Origin of the sequence: Methylosinus sp. R-45379, assembly GCF_001644125.1 — a bacterium.
GTDB lineage: Bacteria > Pseudomonadota > Alphaproteobacteria > Rhizobiales > Beijerinckiaceae > Methylosinus.
Window position 1 is genome coordinate 32,999 of sequence record NZ_LUUM01000235.1, and the last position, 16,048, is coordinate 49,046.

The 16,048-nt window shown below is 65.9% G+C and carries 17 protein-coding genes; 11 read left to right on the plus strand and 6 right to left on the minus strand.

Features of this window, described 5'->3' with window-relative positions:
* The first annotated feature begins 98 nt into the window (after window positions 1-98).
* The 10 genes from lnt to A1351_RS10800 all read left to right on the plus strand — a co-directional run bounded on the left by lnt (window position 99) and on the right by A1351_RS10800 (window position 9,629).
* Complete coding sequence (gene lnt / locus A1351_RS10755; RefSeq protein WP_024879369.1) at window positions 99-1,784, plus strand: apolipoprotein N-acyltransferase; 1,686 nt, start codon at window positions 99-101, stop codon at window positions 1,782-1,784.
* A gap of 119 nt (window positions 1,785-1,903) precedes the next feature.
* Window positions 1,904-2,347, plus strand: coding sequence for a helix-turn-helix domain-containing protein (locus tag A1351_RS10760; RefSeq protein ID WP_024879368.1), 444 nt, complete (start codon window positions 1,904-1,906; stop codon window positions 2,345-2,347).
* A gap of 151 nt (window positions 2,348-2,498) precedes the next feature.
* The gene (gene metK, locus A1351_RS10765) at window positions 2,499-3,689 is read left to right on the plus strand and encodes a methionine adenosyltransferase (RefSeq protein WP_024879367.1); all 1,191 of its coding nucleotides are present in this window, start codon (window positions 2,499-2,501) and stop codon (window positions 3,687-3,689) included.
* Window positions 3,690-3,730: 41 nt separating this feature from the next.
* Window positions 3,731-4,474 carry a tRNA (guanosine(46)-N7)-methyltransferase TrmB gene (trmB, locus tag A1351_RS10770; protein WP_245267248.1) on the plus strand — a complete coding sequence of 248 codons (744 nt, stop codon included), beginning with the start codon at window positions 3,731-3,733 and terminating at the stop codon, window positions 4,472-4,474.
* A 109-nt stretch (window positions 4,475-4,583) separates the two neighbouring features.
* Window positions 4,584-5,477: a co-chaperone YbbN gene (locus A1351_RS10775; protein ID WP_024879365.1), complete on the plus strand. Its 894-nt coding sequence runs from the start codon at window positions 4,584-4,586 to the stop codon at window positions 5,475-5,477.
* A 47-nt stretch (window positions 5,478-5,524) separates the two neighbouring features.
* Window positions 5,525-6,193, plus strand: coding sequence for an LON peptidase substrate-binding domain-containing protein (locus A1351_RS10780; protein ID WP_024879364.1), 669 nt, complete (start codon window positions 5,525-5,527; stop codon window positions 6,191-6,193).
* A 131-nt stretch (window positions 6,194-6,324) separates the two neighbouring features.
* Entirely contained in the window at window positions 6,325-6,549 is a 225-nt protein-coding gene (locus A1351_RS10785; protein WP_024879363.1) for a Trm112 family protein, read from the plus strand.
* Entirely contained in the window at window positions 6,549-7,436 is an 888-nt protein-coding gene (locus A1351_RS10790) for an acyl-CoA thioesterase II (RefSeq protein WP_024879362.1), read from the plus strand. Before A1351_RS10785 ends, A1351_RS10790 begins: the two co-directional genes overlap by 1 nt.
* A gap of 317 nt (window positions 7,437-7,753) precedes the next feature.
* The gene (locus tag A1351_RS10795) at window positions 7,754-8,092 is read left to right on the plus strand and encodes a P-II family nitrogen regulator (protein WP_003610684.1); all 339 of its coding nucleotides are present in this window, start codon (window positions 7,754-7,756) and stop codon (window positions 8,090-8,092) included.
* Window positions 8,093-8,123: 31 nt separating this feature from the next.
* Window positions 8,124-9,629, plus strand: coding sequence for an ammonium transporter (locus tag A1351_RS10800; protein WP_024879361.1), 1,506 nt, complete (start codon window positions 8,124-8,126; stop codon window positions 9,627-9,629).
* A gap of 80 nt (window positions 9,630-9,709) precedes the next feature.
* On the opposite strand, the gene A1351_RS10805 is transcribed toward A1351_RS10800, so the two are convergent.
* The 4 genes from A1351_RS10805 to A1351_RS10820 all read right to left on the minus strand — a co-directional run bounded on the left by A1351_RS10805 (window position 9,710) and on the right by A1351_RS10820 (window position 12,284).
* Window positions 9,710-10,423, minus strand: a complete 714-nt coding sequence (locus tag A1351_RS10805) for a class I SAM-dependent methyltransferase (RefSeq protein ID WP_024879360.1) — start codon at window positions 10,421-10,423, stop codon at window positions 9,710-9,712.
* Window positions 10,424-10,456: 33 nt separating this feature from the next.
* Entirely contained in the window at window positions 10,457-11,545 is a 1,089-nt protein-coding gene (hrcA, locus tag A1351_RS10810) for a heat-inducible transcriptional repressor HrcA (RefSeq protein ID WP_024879359.1), read from the minus strand.
* A 116-nt stretch (window positions 11,546-11,661) separates the two neighbouring features.
* Window positions 11,662-12,006, minus strand: a complete 345-nt coding sequence (locus A1351_RS10815) for a type II toxin-antitoxin system RelE/ParE family toxin (protein ID WP_024879358.1) — start codon at window positions 12,004-12,006, stop codon at window positions 11,662-11,664.
* Complete coding sequence (locus A1351_RS10820) at window positions 12,003-12,284, minus strand: type II toxin-antitoxin system ParD family antitoxin (protein ID WP_024879357.1); 282 nt, start codon at window positions 12,282-12,284, stop codon at window positions 12,003-12,005. Before A1351_RS10820 ends, A1351_RS10815 begins: the two co-directional genes overlap by 4 nt.
* A 96-nt stretch (window positions 12,285-12,380) precedes the next feature.
* Between A1351_RS10820 and A1351_RS10825 the strand changes: the two genes are divergently transcribed.
* Window positions 12,381-13,421, plus strand: coding sequence for a patatin-like phospholipase family protein (locus A1351_RS10825; protein ID WP_024879356.1), 1,041 nt, complete (start codon window positions 12,381-12,383; stop codon window positions 13,419-13,421).
* On the opposite strand, the gene A1351_RS10830 is transcribed toward A1351_RS10825, so the two are convergent.
* Together A1351_RS10830 and A1351_RS10835 are read right to left on the minus strand one after the other, a co-directional pair.
* Complete coding sequence (locus A1351_RS10830) at window positions 13,412-14,656, minus strand: glycosyltransferase (protein ID WP_024879355.1); 1,245 nt, start codon at window positions 14,654-14,656, stop codon at window positions 13,412-13,414. The two genes, A1351_RS10825 and A1351_RS10830, sit on opposite strands and share 10 nt — an antisense overlap.
* A gap of 14 nt (window positions 14,657-14,670) precedes the next feature.
* Window positions 14,671-15,888, minus strand: coding sequence for a glycosyltransferase (locus tag A1351_RS10835; protein WP_024879354.1), 1,218 nt, complete (start codon window positions 15,886-15,888; stop codon window positions 14,671-14,673).
* Window positions 15,889-16,048 lie beyond the last annotated feature (160 nt).

Below are 16,048 nucleotides of genomic sequence, written 5' to 3' on the forward strand. Positions count from 1 at the left end.
ATCCCATTGAAATGCGAGAGCCGTTTTCGAGCCGGCTCTAGGGCGTAGCCGTTGGACGGGATAAAGTCGTTACGCCAATTCGAATCGAACGGATGCACATGGCGCAGCAATTTCTTACCCGGTCCTTCGCCGATGGCGCGCGGACGGGACCGACACTTCCGCAACGCATCATCCTCGCCGAGGGCTGGACGCGCCGCGCCATCGCCTTTGCGGCGGGCGCCGTGGGCGCGCTGGCGCTGGCTCCCCTCGATCTCGCCCCGGCCATGCTCGTGACCATGTGCGTCTCCGTGTGGCTGCTCGACGGCTCGGCGTCCGCGCGCGGCGCCGGCGGCCTCTCCTATCTCGCCGGCTCCATGCGCCGCGCGGCGGGCGCCGGCTGGTGGCTCGGCTTCGGCTATTTTCTCGCAGGGCTGTGGTGGCTCGGCGCGGCCATGCTGGTGGAGCCGGACCAATTCGCCTGGGCGCTGCCGCTGGCAGTCATCGGCGCGCCCGCTGTCCTCGCGCTGTTTCCGGCGCTGGGCTTCGCGCTCGCGCGGGCGTTGTGGTCGGGCGGCTCGGCGCGCATTTTCGCGCTCGCGGCCGGGCTCGGCGCCTCGGAGTTTCTGCGCGGCTACGTCCTCACCGGCTTTCCCTGGAATGATTTCGGCATGGCGCTCGCCGCCATTCCCTTCCTCGATCAGACGGCCGCGATCGTCGGACTGCATGGGCTGGATATTCTCGCGGTCATTCTGTTCGCCGCGCCAGCAACGCTCATCGACGGCCCGCGCCGCCTCACGCCCTCTATCATCGTCGCGCTCGTCCTTTCCGTCGGCATGGCGGGCTATGGCGCGCTGCGGCTAGGCGCCGGCAAGACGGAATATGTCGAGGGCGTCAAATTGCGGCTGATGCAGCCCAATCTCCCGCAGGACGCGAAATTCAAGCCCGAGAACGGCCCGGAGATTTTGCGCCGCTATCTCGAGCTCTCCGATCGCGCGGTCGCGCCCGGCCGCTCCGGCGTCGCCGATGCGACGCATCTGATCTGGCCGGAATCGGCCTTCCCCTTCATCCTCTCGCGCGATCCGGAGGCGCTCGCGCGCATCGCCGCGACCATGCGCGGGGCCGTGCTGCTGACCGGCGCGGCGCGCGCGGAGGAGGATGCGCGGCGCGAGGACGGCAAGCGCCACACCAAGATTTTCAATTCGATCCTCGCCGTTCAGGGCGGCCGCATCGTCGCCGCCTATGACAAGACGCACCTCGTGCCCTTCGGCGAATATCTGCCACTCTCCAAGCTTCTCGCGCCGCTCGGCGTCTCGCAGCTGGTCCCCGGAACATGGGACGAAGGAACCGGGCCGCGACGGTTCGCTGCGCCGGGATTGCCGCTGGCCGCCCCCCTCGTCTGCTATGAGGCGATCTTCCCCGGGGAGACGGTCGAGCCCGCCGGCGAGCGGCCGCAATGGCTGCTGAATGTGACCAATGACGGCTGGTTCGGCATGACCAGCGGACCCTATCAGCATTTCGCCCAGGCGCGTCTGCGCAGCATTGAGGAAGGGCTGCCGCTGGCGCGCGTCGCCAACACCGGCGTTTCCGCGGTCGTCGATCCTTATGGCCGCATTCTCCACCGCCTGCCGCTCGGCGTCGAAGGCGTCATCGATGCGCGCCTGCCGCGCGCGACCGACGCGCCTCCCTTTGCCGCCCATCCTTTTCGCTGGACTTCAACGCTTTGGTTCTTCACAATAATTTTCGCCCTGTTCGGACGCTTTCGCGGCCTCGCGGGTTCGACTTCCGGTCGTGTGGGCGCGCGATGACACGCTCCTCGACACAGTGGCGAGCACGTCCGCGCCAGCGATCGAAAGGGCGAAATCCACTGTAGATCAGCATCTTCGAACAAAAGGCGGCACCTGATGAGCAAAAGGAAGCATTCGCAGTGAAAAAAGCGCCCGATCCGATCGACAAGCATGTCGGAAGTCGCGTGCGCATGCAACGCATCCTTATGAAGATGAGTCAGGAGAAACTCGGCGAGGCGCTCGGCCTCACATTCCAACAAGTGCAGAAATACGAAAAAGGCACAAACCGCATCGGCGCCAGTCGGCTGCAGCAGATTTCCAAGACGCTGAACGTGCCGCCCTCCTTCTTCTTCGAGGGCGCCCCCAACTCCCAGCCCGCCTCCGGCGACGGCTTCGCGGAGGAATCCTCCTCGCAATATGTCGTCGATTTCCTCTCGACGGCGGAAGGCCTGCATCTCAATCGCGCCTTCGCCCGCATCAAGGACCCCAAGGTGCGCAAGCGTGTCATCGACCTCATCTCGACGCTGGCCGAGCAGGACGAAGTCGCGCGGGAGCCGGGCATAGGCGATACGGCCGACAAATAGGCCGAAGCTCGGCTCACCCCGACCGAGTTCTCTATAAAGAACATTTTGGCACATACGGCTTGACGAAACGAACGACGCCTGTACTGATTTGGGCGAATGGACAGGTCTGTCCGCCGGAGAACGGCGGAGCGGCGATTGACGGAGATTGGATGTGACGCGACAGAACTATCTTTTCACCAGCGAGTCGGTTTCGGAAGGCCATCCCGACAAGGTCTGCGACCGCATTTCAGACGAAATCGTCGATCTGTTTTTTCGCGAGGGCGCCAAGTTCGGCGTCGACCCCTATCAGATCCGCGTCGCCGCGGAGACGCTCGCCACCACCAATCGCGTCGTGATCGCCGGCGAGGTGCGCGGCCCCGCGATTTCCAAGGAGCAGATCGTCGACGTCGCCCGCAAGGCGATCAAGTCCATCGGCTATGAGCAGGCCGGCTTCCATTGGCAGAACGCCGATGTCGAGGTGCTGCTGCACGCCCAGTCGGCCGATATCGCGCAAGGCGTCGACGCCGCCGGCAATAAGGACGAGGGCGCGGGCGATCAGGGCATCATGTTCGGCTACGCCGTGCGCGAGACGCCCGATCTGCTGCCGGCGCCGATCTATTACGCCCACAAGATTCTCGAGAAGCTCGCCCACGCCCGCCACACCGGCAAGGAAAAGGGCCTCGGCCCGGACGCCAAGAGCCAGGTCACGCTGCGCTATGAGAACGGCAAGCCGGTCGAGGCCACGCAGATCGTGCTCTCGCATCAGCACACCGACGAGAATCTGACGCCGCAGGACGTTCGCGCCATCGTCGAGCCCTATATCCTCGAGGCGCTGCCCGCGGGCTTCGTCACCAAGGAGACGGTTTGGCACGTCAATCCGACCGGCAAGTTCCACATCGGCGGCCCGGACGGCGACGCTGGCCTCACCGGCCGCAAGATCATCGTGGACACCTATGGCGGAGCGGCTCCGCATGGCGGCGGCGCCTTCTCCGGCAAGGACCCGACCAAGGTGGACCGCTCGGCCGCCTACGCCGCCCGCTATCTGGCCAAGAACATCGTGGCGGCGGGCCTCGCCGATCGCGCCACGCTGCAGCTCTCCTACGCCATCGGCGTGGCCGAGCCGCTGTCGATCTATGTCGATCTGCACGGCACGGGCCAGGTTCCCGAGGACAAGCTCGAGGCCATTCTGCCGCAGATCATGCGCCTGTCGCCGCGCGGCATTCGCGAGCATCTGCAGCTCAACAAACCGATCTACGCCCGCACCTCGGCCTATGGCCATTTCGGCCGCACGCCGGACGAGGAAGGCGGCTTCTCCTGGGAGCGCGCCGATCTCGTCGACGCGCTGAAGGCGCAGTTCTCCTGACGCAGGCGATCTTCGGCGACAAAGACGCCAAAGACTGAGCCATGGAACGAGACGGCGACCTGGAAGAAGCGATCGACGGCGGCGCGGCCCATGTGGCGCGCCGCCTCTACGGCCGCAGCAAGGGCAAGGCCTTGCGCGCCGGCCAGGCGCGGCTGCTGCAGGATCTGCTGCCGCGGCTGACGCTCGATCTCTCGCAGCCCTGCCCTTCCGCCGCTGGCCTGTTTCCGACCGCGGTCGCGGAGGTGCGTCTCGAGATCGGCTTCGGCGGCGGCGAGCATCTGATAGCCGCCGCGGCCGCCCGGCCCGACGTCGGCTTCATCGGCTGCGAGCCCTTCGTCAACGGAATGGCCAAGCTGCTCGCGAGGATCGACGCGCTGGGCCTCGCCAATATCCGCCTCCACCAGGGCGATGCGGCGGAGGTGATCGGCTGGCTGCCGAAGGCGAGCCTCGGCCGCACCTACCTCTTCTATCCCGACCCCTGGCCCAAGCGCCGACATCGCAAACGCCGCTTCGTCTCGAAGGAGACATTGGAGGCGCTCGCCCATGTGCTGCGCCCCGGCGGGGAATTGCGTTTCGCCACGGATATCGACGATTATGCCGGCTGGACGCTGGCGCGCGTCCGAGAGTCCACGGATTTTGCATGGACCGCGGCGGCCTCTAAGGACTGGCTCACGCCCTGGCAGGGCTGGACGCAGACGAAATACGAGGCGAAAGCGATGGCGGCCGGACGCAAACCGGTCTATCTGACGTTCATGCGGCGTGGCGACGGAGCGAGCGACGCCTAGAGCGCGTTCCGGTCGAATGGAATCGCGATCGATCGAATTGGCTCCGGCGAATGATTCTCGAGAGCGATTTCCGATCGAAGGTCTGGCAGGCGGTGCGGGAGATGGTGCGATGGCGGCGGAACTGACGGCGCAAGACGACGCCCGAACGACCGAAACGACGACGGAGAGCTTCCGCGCCGACGTCCTCGAGGCGTCGCTGCGCCAGCCCGTGCTCGTCGATTTTTGGGCTCCCTGGTGCGAGCCCTGCAAGCAGCTGGCCCCCGCCCTCGAGCGCGCCGTAAAGGCCGCCGGCGGGCGCGTGAAGCTCGTCAAGATGAACATCGACCAGCATCCAGAGGTCGCCGGACAGCTCGGCGTCAAATCCATTCCCGCGGTCGTCGCCTTCCAGCGCGGCCGGCCGGCCGACGGCTTTGTCGGCGCGCTGCCGGAGAAGCAGCTGCGCGGCTTCATCGAGCGCCTCGCCGGCCCGCTCGAGGACGAGGGAACCGACGACTTCCTCACCGCCGAGGCGCTGATCGGCGAGGGCCAGCTCGAGGCCGCCGAGGCGATCCTGCTGCAGCTCGTCGCGCGCCAGCCCCCTTACACGAAAGCGGCGGCCGAGCTCGCCCGCCTCTATGTCGAGCAGGAGCGCCTCGCCGACGCGCAAGCGCTGCTCGACGGCCTGCCCGCCCCGATCCGCGCCGACTCTCTGGTCGCCGCTGCGGCGGCGTCGCTGGAGAATGCGCTCGCAGCCTCCGATCTCGGCGAGATCGACGAGCTGCACAAGCGCGTCGCCTTCGATCCCGACGATCTGCAGGCGCGCTTCGATCTCGCCCTCGCGCTCAACGCCAAAGGCAAGCGCGACGAGGCCGCAACCGCGCTCCTTGACATCATCCGAAAGGACCGTAGTTGGAGCGACGACGGGGCGAGGAAGCAGCTCATCCAGTTCTTCGACGCCTGGGGACCGCTCGACAAAGCGACCATAGGCGCCAGGCGACGCCTGTCGTCGCTGCTGTTCTCATGATGCGAGCGCGTTTTCTCGAGGAGTAGCGGCGACCGCCGCTGACCGACATGAGCGTCAATCATCCCTATAAAGACACGAGCGACCTGCCCGTCGTCATTCCGGTATTTCCGCTGACGCGCGCGCTGCTGCTGCCGCGCGGCGAGCTGCCGCTCAACATATTCGAGCCGCGCTATCTGGCCATGGTCGATGACGCCATCGCCTCGCAGCGCGTCATCGGCATGATTCAGCCGCTGCCCGGCCAGGACGAGCGCGAGCAGACCCCCGCGCTGCACAAGATCGGCTGCGCCGGCCGCATCACGCGCTTCTCCGAGACCGGCGACGGCCGCTATCTCATCTCCCTCACCGGCATAGCGCGCTTCCGCATAGAAGAAGAGCTGCCGACGACTCTGGCCTATCGCAGCTGCCGGGTCAGCTATGACGATTTCCTCGTCGATCTCGAGCCCGGCGCCGGCGAGGACAATGTCGATCGCACCGGAATGATCCGCATGCTGCGCGAGTTCGCCGACGGCTCCCAGCTCGACGTCGACTGGACGAGCATAGACGCCGCCCCCAATGAGGCGCTGGTCAATGCGCTCGCCATGATGAGCCCCTTCGGCGCCAGCGAGAAGCAGGCGCTGCTGGAGGCGGTCGATCTGCGCTCGCGCGCCGAGATTCTGGTCGCGCTGGCCGAGCTCGATCTGGCGCAGAACAGCGACGATCCGCCGCAATTCCATTAGAGACTTTTTCCGCCGCTGCGGCATATAGCGAGATAGTTTTACCAGGAGGCGGCCGAGACTGCGCGCAGCGATCTCCCCGAAGCCCAGATCTCCCCGAAGCCCTATGGCTCGCAGAGCAGAAAGGCGTCACGATGAGCGACAAATCCGATAAGCCCGCGCGTGAGGGCGAGGACGCATCCGAGGCGACGAAGGTCGATCCGCGCCTTCTCGAGATTTTGGTCTGCCCGCTCACCAAATCGACGCTCGAATATGACTCCGAGCGCCAGGAGCTGATCTCCCGCTCCGCCCGGCTCGCCTATCCGATCCGCGACGGCATTCCCATCATGCTGCCGGAGGAGGCCCGGCCCGTCGACTGATGGACGCGCACAACAGCACGCGCGAGCTGCTCGCGCTTCTCGATCTCGAGCCGATCGGCCCGGACGCCTACCGTGGCTACAGCCGGTGCAAGAATGCGCGCGTCTATGGCGGTCAGGTGGTGGGCCAGGCGCTGGTCGCCGCGCAGCGCAGCGTGCCGGCCGACCGCCCCGCCCATTCGCTGCACGCCTATTTCATCCTCGCCGGCGACCCGCGCGAGCCGATCGACTTCTTCGTCACGCGACTGCGTGACGGCAAGAGCTTCACGACGCGGCGCTGCGAGGCCAAGCAGCGCGGGCGGACGATCTTCTCGATGGAGGCCTCGTTCCATATCGAGGAGCCTGGCCTCGAGCACGCCCTTCCCGCGCCAGAAGCGCCGGCGCCCGAGACGCTGCCGACGAAAAACGCGCTGGCCGAGCGCTTCGCCGATTTTCTGCCGCTCGCCGCCTCGGAATGCATCGCCGGATCGCCGTCGGTCGATATACGCGTGGTCGATCCGAGCGCCTTTTTTTTGAACAATCCTGAGGCGGATGCTCGGCAATTCATCTGGTTCAAGATCGCCGAGCGCATCGGCGACGAGATTGCCGTTCATCAAGCGCTGCTCGCCTATCTTTCCGACATGACGCTGCTCAACACGGCGCTGGCGCGGCACGGCCGCTCCATTTTCGACGAGCGGCTGCAGGTCGCGAGCCTCGATCACGCCTTATGGTTCCATCGCCCGTTCCGCGCCGATGAATGGCTGCTCTACACGCAGGACAGCCCGACCGCCGCCGGCGCGCGCACGCTCACACGGGGAATGATTTTCTCCTCGGACGGACGGCTCGTCGCCTCTGTGGCGCAGGAAGGCTTGATCCGCGATCATTCATCCGAAACTCGAGCAGCTGATTGACTGTTTAGTAGGCGCCTGCTGCCTTTTTGCAGGCGCCTACGCTTTCCCCCGCCCTCTCGCCGCACCTCACGGTCGCGGGCGCAAACCCTTTGCGCAGCGCGCTTCCTGTCGCCTGCGTCGCTTCGCCACGGATTTGATTTGCTTCGCAGTTCTTTTCCAATGCGTGTCTCCCCGCGCGGCGGCGCGAGAGCTGGCACGGCATTTGAAGGTTCGCGGCATGAGCACAACGGTGCTCATCATGGCCATCGCCGCATTGGGCGCCGTCTCGCAAGGCGAGCAGTCACCGCCATGAAGGTCTAGAACAACAGGATAGGCAGATGAAAATCGTGACAGCGATCATCAAGCCCTTCAAGCTCGATGAGGTCCGTGACGCGCTGACGAACATCGGCGTCCACGGTCTCACCGTGACGGAAGTCAAGGGATACGGGCGCCAGAAGGGTCATACCGAGATCTACCGCGGCGCGGAATACGCCGTCAGCTTCCTGCCGAAGCTGAAAATCGAGGTCGCCGTGACGTCCGAGCTCGTCGCCAAGGCCATCGAAGCGATCACGACCGCCGCCCATACCGGGCAGATCGGCGACGGCAAGATTTTCGTCCTTCCCCTCGAGCAGACGATCCGCATCCGCACCGGCGAGCGCGACGCCGACGCGCTCTGACCCACTCACGAAAAATCACCAGGAGTTCCAAATGAGACTTCGTCTGCCTCGGAGCCTGTCTGCGGCTTCGACTCTCGTCGGCGCGGCGATCGCCGTGGGCCTCGCCGACCCCGCGCTCGCCGCCGGCAACGCGCCTGTTCCCAATCCCGGCGACACGGCCTGGGTGCTCATTTCCTCGGCGCTGGTGCTGATGATGTCCGTCCCGGGCCTCGCTCTGTTCTACGGCGGCCTGGTGCGCTCGAAGAACATGTTGTCCGTGCTCACGCAGACCTTCGCGATCGTCGCGCTGGTCGGCGTCGTCTGGACGCTCTACGGCTATTCGCTCGCCTTCGGCGACGGCGGCTCGCTCAACGCCTATATCGGCGGCTTCAACAAGCTGCTCATGAAGGGCGTCGACGCCTCCTCCAACGCGCCGACCTTCACCCCCGGCCATGTGATTCCGGAATACGCGTATTTCGTGTTCCAGATGACCTTCGCCATGATCACGCCGGCTCTCATCATCGGCGCTTTCGCCGAGCGCATCAAATTCTCGGCGGCCTTCGTCTTCGTGCTGCTGTGGGTGACGCTCATCTATTTCCCGGTCGCGCATTGGGTGTGGGGCGTCGCCGATCCGAACGCCATCGTCGATGCGGCCACCAAGCTCGCCGCCGCGACGACGGATGAAGCCAAGACCGCCGCTCAAGGCGAGATCGACACGCTGATCGGCTCTGTCGGCTGGATCGCCGGCGGCCTCGCTCCTTGGATGCACGGCACGGGCGCTCTGGACTTTGCGGGCGGCACCGTCGTCCACATCAACGCGGGCATCGCCGGCTTTGTCGGCGCGCTGATCCTCGGCAAGCGCATCGGCTACGGCAAGGAGGCGCTGCCGCCTCACTCGCTGACGCTGTCCATGGTCGGCGCCTCGCTGCTGTGGGTGGGCTGGTTCGGCTTCAACGCCGGCTCCAACCTCGAGGCCAATGGCACGACGGCGCTCGCCTTCGTCAACACCATGGTGGCGACCGCCGCGGCGGCGCTCTCCTGGCTGCTGGCGGAATGGGCGCTGAAGGGCAAGCCGTCGCTGCTCGGCCTGATCTCGGGCGCCGTGGCCGGCCTCGTCGCGGTGACGCCGGCTTCCGGCTACGCCGGTCCGATCGGCTCCATCGCGCTCGGCTTCATCGTCTCGCCGATCAGCCTGTTCTTCGTCTCCAAGGTGAAGAACCTCTTCGGCTATGACGACTCGCTCGACGTGTTCGGCGTGCACGCCATAGGCGGGATCACCGGCGCTCTGGCCACGGGCATTCTGGTGAGCCCGGACCTCGGCGGCGTCGGCATCACCGACTACACCAACATCGGCGAGAATTTCGCCGGCAAATACGACATGGCGCAGCAGATGATCTCGCAGGCGACGGCCGTCGGCGCGACGATCCTCTACTCGGGCATCGGCTCGGCGATCCTCTACAAGATCGTCGATGTGGTGATCGGCCTGCGCGTCGCTCCGGATCAGGAGCGCGAGGGCCTCGACATCGCCGAGCACGGCGAGCGCGCCTACAACTACTGAGACCTTCGTCTCGCGAAACGCAGAACGGCGCCCCACGGGGCGCCGTTTTTGTTTGCAAGAGCCGACACGCGTGACCGCTCTCAGACTCGTTTCGTCATCATCCAGCCGCCGAAGAGGAAGGTCTGATAGAAGCGGATGGGCGCGTCGAAGCCCGCCTCGTGCAGCAATTCGAGCAATTCACTCTCGGAAACGAAGGCGATGTCATTCTCGATATGGGCGCGATCCTTCTCCAGTTCCGGCGCAGCGACTCCATGGGACGCGTAGGACGCCAGCCATGCGTCCAGCAGCGCGCCGAATTCGCTCGACGCTCTGTCACCGAAAAGGTCGGCGAGGATGAATGATCCTCCAGGCTTCAGCAGCGACGAGATCGCGCGGAAATAGGCGAGCTTCTCCTCCCGCCCCGCGATGAAGTGGGACACGAAGATAGACGAAGCGGCGTCGAAGGACGTCGCTGATCGAAACTCCTGCACACGCCCCTGGAAATAGGCGACGCGCTCCGCCATGCCCGCGGCGGCGACACGGTTCCGGCAAGCCGTCATCATATCGATCGAGACTTCGACCGCGGTGAAGCGCCAGAGGGGAAAACGGCTGCCGAGAGCGAGAATCTCGGCGCCCGTTCCAGCGCCGGCGGAGAGAAATTCGGCGCGCTCCGGCAGGCGCGAGAGCCAAGCCGTCGTCATGTGATGCAACGCGTCATAGCTCGGACAGAACGATCGAATGCGCCGATCGTATCGCGTCGCGGAAGCCTCGTCGAAATGCGCCGCCGCGTCGAATGCGTCGTCGGGCCGTGACATGAAAATTCCCTATCCGAAATCGGCGCGCGAGCGCTAACCGCCCACGACCCGCGCCACCACTTTCGCGGTATAATCCACCATGGGCACGATGCGCGCGTAATTGAGCCGCGTCGGGCCGATGATGCCCAGCGCGCCGACGATGCGCTTATTGCCGTCGCGCAGCGGCGCGGCGATCATCGAGGAGCCGGAGAGCGAGAACAGCCGATTCTCCGAGCCGATGAAGATGCGCACGCCCTCGCCGGTCTCGGCGCGCTCGAGGAGATCGATGACCTCGGTCTTGGTCTCGAGGTCGGAGAACAGCAGGCGGATGCGGTCGAGATCGGCCATAGCGGTCAGATCCTCGAGCAGATTGGCCTGTCCGCGCACGATCAGCTGGCGATGTTCCGCCCCCGCCCCGCCCCAGCTGGCGAGCCCGGCGTCGACGAGCCGGGCGGTCAATTCGTCGAGCTCGTTCTGCGCCGCCTTGCGCGCATCCTCTATTTCCGAGCGGACCTGGCCGAGGGTGAGGCCGCGAATGCGGGCGTTGAGATAATTGGCCGCCTCGATCAGCGAGGAGGCGGGCAGATCGCGCGGCACCTGCAGCACGCGATTTTCGACCGAGCCATCCTCCCCCACGAGAATGGCGAGCGCGCGCTCGGGCTCGAGGCGCACGAACTCGATCTGCTTCAGCCGCGCATTGTCCTTGCTCGTCACCACCACGGCGGCGCCGCGGGTGAGGCCGGAGAGCATGCTCGTGGCCTCGGCCAGCACGCCCTCGAGGTCATGGTCCTTGGAGGCGGCCTCGACCTGCGCCTCGATCTGCGCGCGCTCATCCTCGGCGACGTCGCCGATCTGCAGCAGAGAATCGACGAAAAAGCGCAGGCCGAGCTCTGTGGGCATGCGGCCGGCGCTGGTGTGCGGCGCATAGACGAGTCCGAGCTCCTCCAAATCCTGCATCACATTGCGCACCGAGGCCGGCGACAGCGCCATGGGCAGCAGCCGCGAGAGCTGGCGCGAGCCGACGGGATCGCCGCTCGACAGATAGGTGTCGACGATCTGGCGAAAGATTTCGCGCGGCCGGTCGCCGAGATTGGCGAAGCTCTGCGCGCCGGCGGGAGGTATCGGATGGCCCATGCGGATCATGACGGAAGAATGGCGCCTCGGCGGCGCGGGTCAAGCCCGGTCTACGTGCAAGCCCGGTCTGCGTGAAGGAGCGAAGGGATTTCAGATAGGCGCTCCGCGCCGAGCTGGCCACAGCGTCAACCGATATCGGGCGGAATATGCCGAGCGAGGTCCATGGCGTCATGCAGGATGCGCAGCACTTCGACGACCTTCCCCTCCGCCGCGCGATACATGATGAAATGCCGTCCTCGGCGGCCGCGCCGTGCGAGGTGGAGCGTGCGAACACCGGGGAGGATTTCGTCCCGCGCCCTGCTACCCGCCACATTCGGCCCTTGCGTCAGCTCGGCGAGGGCGTCCATGAGCGTCGCTTTGTAGATTGCGGTCTGGCGCGGCCCGAAGGTTTCGGCCGTATATTGCAGGATACGCAGAAAATCGCGCTCCGCCTCGGCGCCGAGGCGGATGCGCCAAGACGTCTCGGTCACTTTTCCGAGGCCCCGGAGGCGGCGAGCGCGTCTAGATGCGCGAGAAGCGAGGAGGCGTCGGCGAATTCTTTGAACTCGGCCCGGTCGAAAGCCGAAGCGCCTTCTCTCGCCGCGCTGCGCAGGGCTTCGAGCTTGCGCGCTTCCTCGATCTCACGGCTCTCGACGAGGCGCAGGCCTTCCCGCAACACCTCGCTCGCATTCTGATAGCGCCCGCTCTGGACGAGCGCCTCGATCAGGCTTTCCTGCCTCTCCGTGAGGACGACATTGCGGGTCGGCATGGACGGCTCCCTTTTTTCCAAATCCTAACCCCTATTGGCATATAATGCCAGCAGCGCGGGATGGCGAGCGAAGCCGACGCCCTATCTTTCCTGGATATGGTTGTGGGCGGGACAGGCGCGATGCGAGACGAAATCCTCGTCGATCTGGCTTTGCAGGGCGGCGGCGCGCATGGCGCCTTCACCTGGGGCGTGCTCGATCGGCTGATCGAGGAGCCTTGGCTGCGCATAGACGGGGTCTCCGGAACTTCCGCCGGGGCGATGAACGCGGCCGCGCTCATCCATGGATTCTCGCAGGGCGGCGTCGAGGGCGCCCGTGCGACGATGGAGGAGTTCTGGCGGCGCGTCGCCGCCGCAGCCCGCTTCAGCCCGCTGCAGCGCAGCCCGCTGGATATGGCGCTCGGCCGCTGGACGCTGGACAATTCGCCGGCCTTCGTCGCCATGGACATGACCTCGCGGCTGGTCTCGCCCTATGACCTCAACCCCGCCGGCGCCAATCCGCTGCGCGACATATTGTGCGAGACCATCGATTTCGAGCGTCTGGCGCGTTCGCCGATCAAGCTCTTCGTGACGGCGACCAATGTGCGCACCGGCCGCGCGCGCGTTTTCCGCAACGCCGATCTCAGCGCCGAGGCGCTGCTCGCCTCCGCCTGCCTGCCGACAATGTTCCAGGCGATAGAAATCGACGGCGAGGCCTATTGGGACGGCGGCTACGCCGGCAATCCGACCATCACGCCGCTGGTGCGAGAATGCGCGTCGCAGGACACGATTTTGGTGCAGGTCAATCCGATCGAGCGCAAGGAGACGCCGCGCAGCGCGATCGATATTTTGAACCGGCTGAACGAGATTTCCTTCAACTCGCCATTGCTCAAAGAGCTGCGCATGATCGCGCTGCTGCGCGAGGTCGCCGATCCCGGCCATAGCGAGGGCGCGCGCTGGGCCTCCATGCGCATTCACGCCATCGCGACGGACATGGCCGCGGAGCTGTCGGCCTCCTCCAAGCTGATCGCCGAATGGGATTTCCTGCTGATGCTGCGCGAGGAAGGAAGACGCCGCGCAGAGGAGTTTCTCGAGCGCAATGGCGATGCGCTGGGGAAGCGCTCGAGCTTCGATCTCGCATCTATGCTGGACTATGTGTGACGCGCGCCGATGAGCGTCGGCGCCAGAGCGGCGAGATTGGCGCGATAGGCGTCGAGCGAGAAATGCGCGTCATAGAAGCGGCGCATCTCGCTCGCCGCGCGCTGCGTCTCGCTCGGAACGCGCGCGTCGACCGCCGCGGCCTTCAACGCGCGCGCAAAATCTTCCGCGCTGTCGGCAATCGTCACATCGGTAAAGCGCGCGAGATCGACATGCATTCCGCGAAAGGCGTGGGTCGTCGAGACGAGCGGCAGGCCGCTCGCCAGCGCCTCCACCGTCTTGATGGAGAGGCCATGGCCGCTGATCGTCGGCAGCAGCACGAGCCGCGCCGTCGCATAAGCGGCGCCCGGATCGTCGACGCGGCCGACGAAACACGCGCGATGCGCCGCATAGAGCGCGGGATCGCGCGCCTTCACGCCGGCGTCGACATTGCCGACGATGCGCAAATGCGGAATTTTCGTATCGCCGAGAACCTCGCGCAGGAACCAGCAGACGCTATCGACATTGGCGCTATTGTTGCTGGCGACGAGCAGAATATCCTCGCCGCCGGGGCCGAGCGGCGCTTCCGGCGCGCTCGGATAGAGCAGCGCATGCTGCTTCTGAGGCAGCAGCGCGCGGAAATCATCATATTCCTGCGCATTGAGATGCAGCAGAAGATCGGCGCCGCGCATCAGATCGAGCTCGCGGGCGAGCATTTGCTCATAGGTCACGCGCGGCGGCAGCAAGGGCGCACGCTCGTTCATCAGCGCGAATTGGCGTGCTTGCAGATCATGGCTGTCGAGCATTATGGGCGCGCCGCGCGCGAGGCGCTTCGCCACCGACATCAGGAAGAAATGATTGCAATGCACGAGATCGAAGCGGCGATCCATGAGGCCCAGCGGCAGCTCCGCGCGCTCGGCGACGCCGGCGCGAATGACCGCCTGATCGCCATGGAGAAAGGGCCACAGAACATCGCGCAGAAAGCGCGGCGCCGCGAAAGCGTGGAAAGACGCGCCGCCGAACCAGCGTTCGCCTCGCGATAGCTCGGGCGTCGCCTCGACGAAAGCGCGCCAGCGCCAGGCGCGTTCCGGCGTGAAGCCGGGCAGATCGCATATGGCGACCGGCGCGACGCGGGCGCCGAGCGCGCGATAGGCCGCGACCTGCCCCAGCACGACGCGATATGTGCCGCAGGAGTGCCAGGCCGGATGCACAATGGCGACATGACGCCCGGCGAGCGGCAGAGAAGCAGTGTCTTTCATTGCGTGAGCGTCGTTCATCGCACGAGCAACGGCGCGGCCGTCTCGTGCAAGGCGCGCGCATAGGCCGCAGGGCTGAACATATCGTCATAGAGGCGGCGCGTGTCGGAGACTTCGCGCGCGCCCGCGTCGCGACGCTGGCCGATCTCGCGCAGGGCGGCGGCGAAATCGGCGGCCTCATCGGCGAGAATGACATTGCCGAGCCGCTCGGGATCGATGGCCATGCCGCGAAACGCCCGGCGCGTGGCGATGAGTGGCGCGCCGCTCGCCATCGCCTCCACCGCCTTCACCGAGAGGCCATGCCCTTCGATCGTCGGCAGCAGCACGCAGGCGGCCTGCGCATAGACGGCGCCGATGTCGTCGATGCGCCCCTTGAACAGCGCGCGGTGAGACTCGTAGAGCGATTTGTCGAGGCGCTTCACGCCCGAATCGATATTGCCGTAGATCTCCACCTCGACGCTAGGCGCGAGCGGCGCGACCTCGCGCAGGAACCAGCGCAGGCTGACGAAATTTCCGTAATTGTCGCTGGCGACGATGATGATGCGATCGCCGCCCGGCCCGCAGGGAACCGGCGCAATGGCGGGATAGACGAGGCGATGACGCGCCTGCGGCAGCAGACGGACAAACTCCGCCCGCTCCTCCTCATTGAGATGTATGCAGAGATCCGCCGCGCGCATCCACTCGAGCTCTACCGACAACATATCGTCATAGGTCACGTAGGGCGGCAGGAAAAAGCCGCCCTGATTGCGCAGAATATATTGTCGCGCTTGTATGTCCTGCGTCTCGACCATGACCGGCGCATTTCTTCCACGAAGCAGTCGAGCAACAAAGGGCAGCGTGAAGTAATGATTCGCATGCACGAGATCGACATTCTCGTCTGCGAGGCCGGGAGGAAGAGCGACGAGCTTGGCGAGCTCGACGAGCCAGGTCGCCTGATCGCCATGGATCAGCCGCCACCACGCATGGGCGAGAAAGGACGGCGAGAGAGCGGCGAGCCGGCTCGGCCCGCAGAAATAGCGCTTGTCGGCCGGCAGATCGGCGGAGGCGGCGAAATAGGCCTCCCAGCGCGGCCCACGCGGCGGCCGCGGGGCCGGCGTGTCCATCAGAGCGACGGAAATCGTCCGCGCTCCGAGCGCGCGATAGGCCTCGAGCTGGCTGACATTGACCTGATAGCTGCCGCAGGAATGCCAGGCGGCGTGAACCACCGCGACCGTCTTCCCCGCGAGCGGCCCCACGGCGACGGAAGCGTCGTTGGAAACAAGCTGCTCGATCGACCCCTCCCGTTCCGCGCGACGATGGGACGCAGGCGCGCCCCACCCACCCCCAATGAGGAAGAGGCTCGGCCGGCGTGGTGCGTAGCCCCGAGACTCGGAGAGCCCCCCTCCCGAGCGCCTT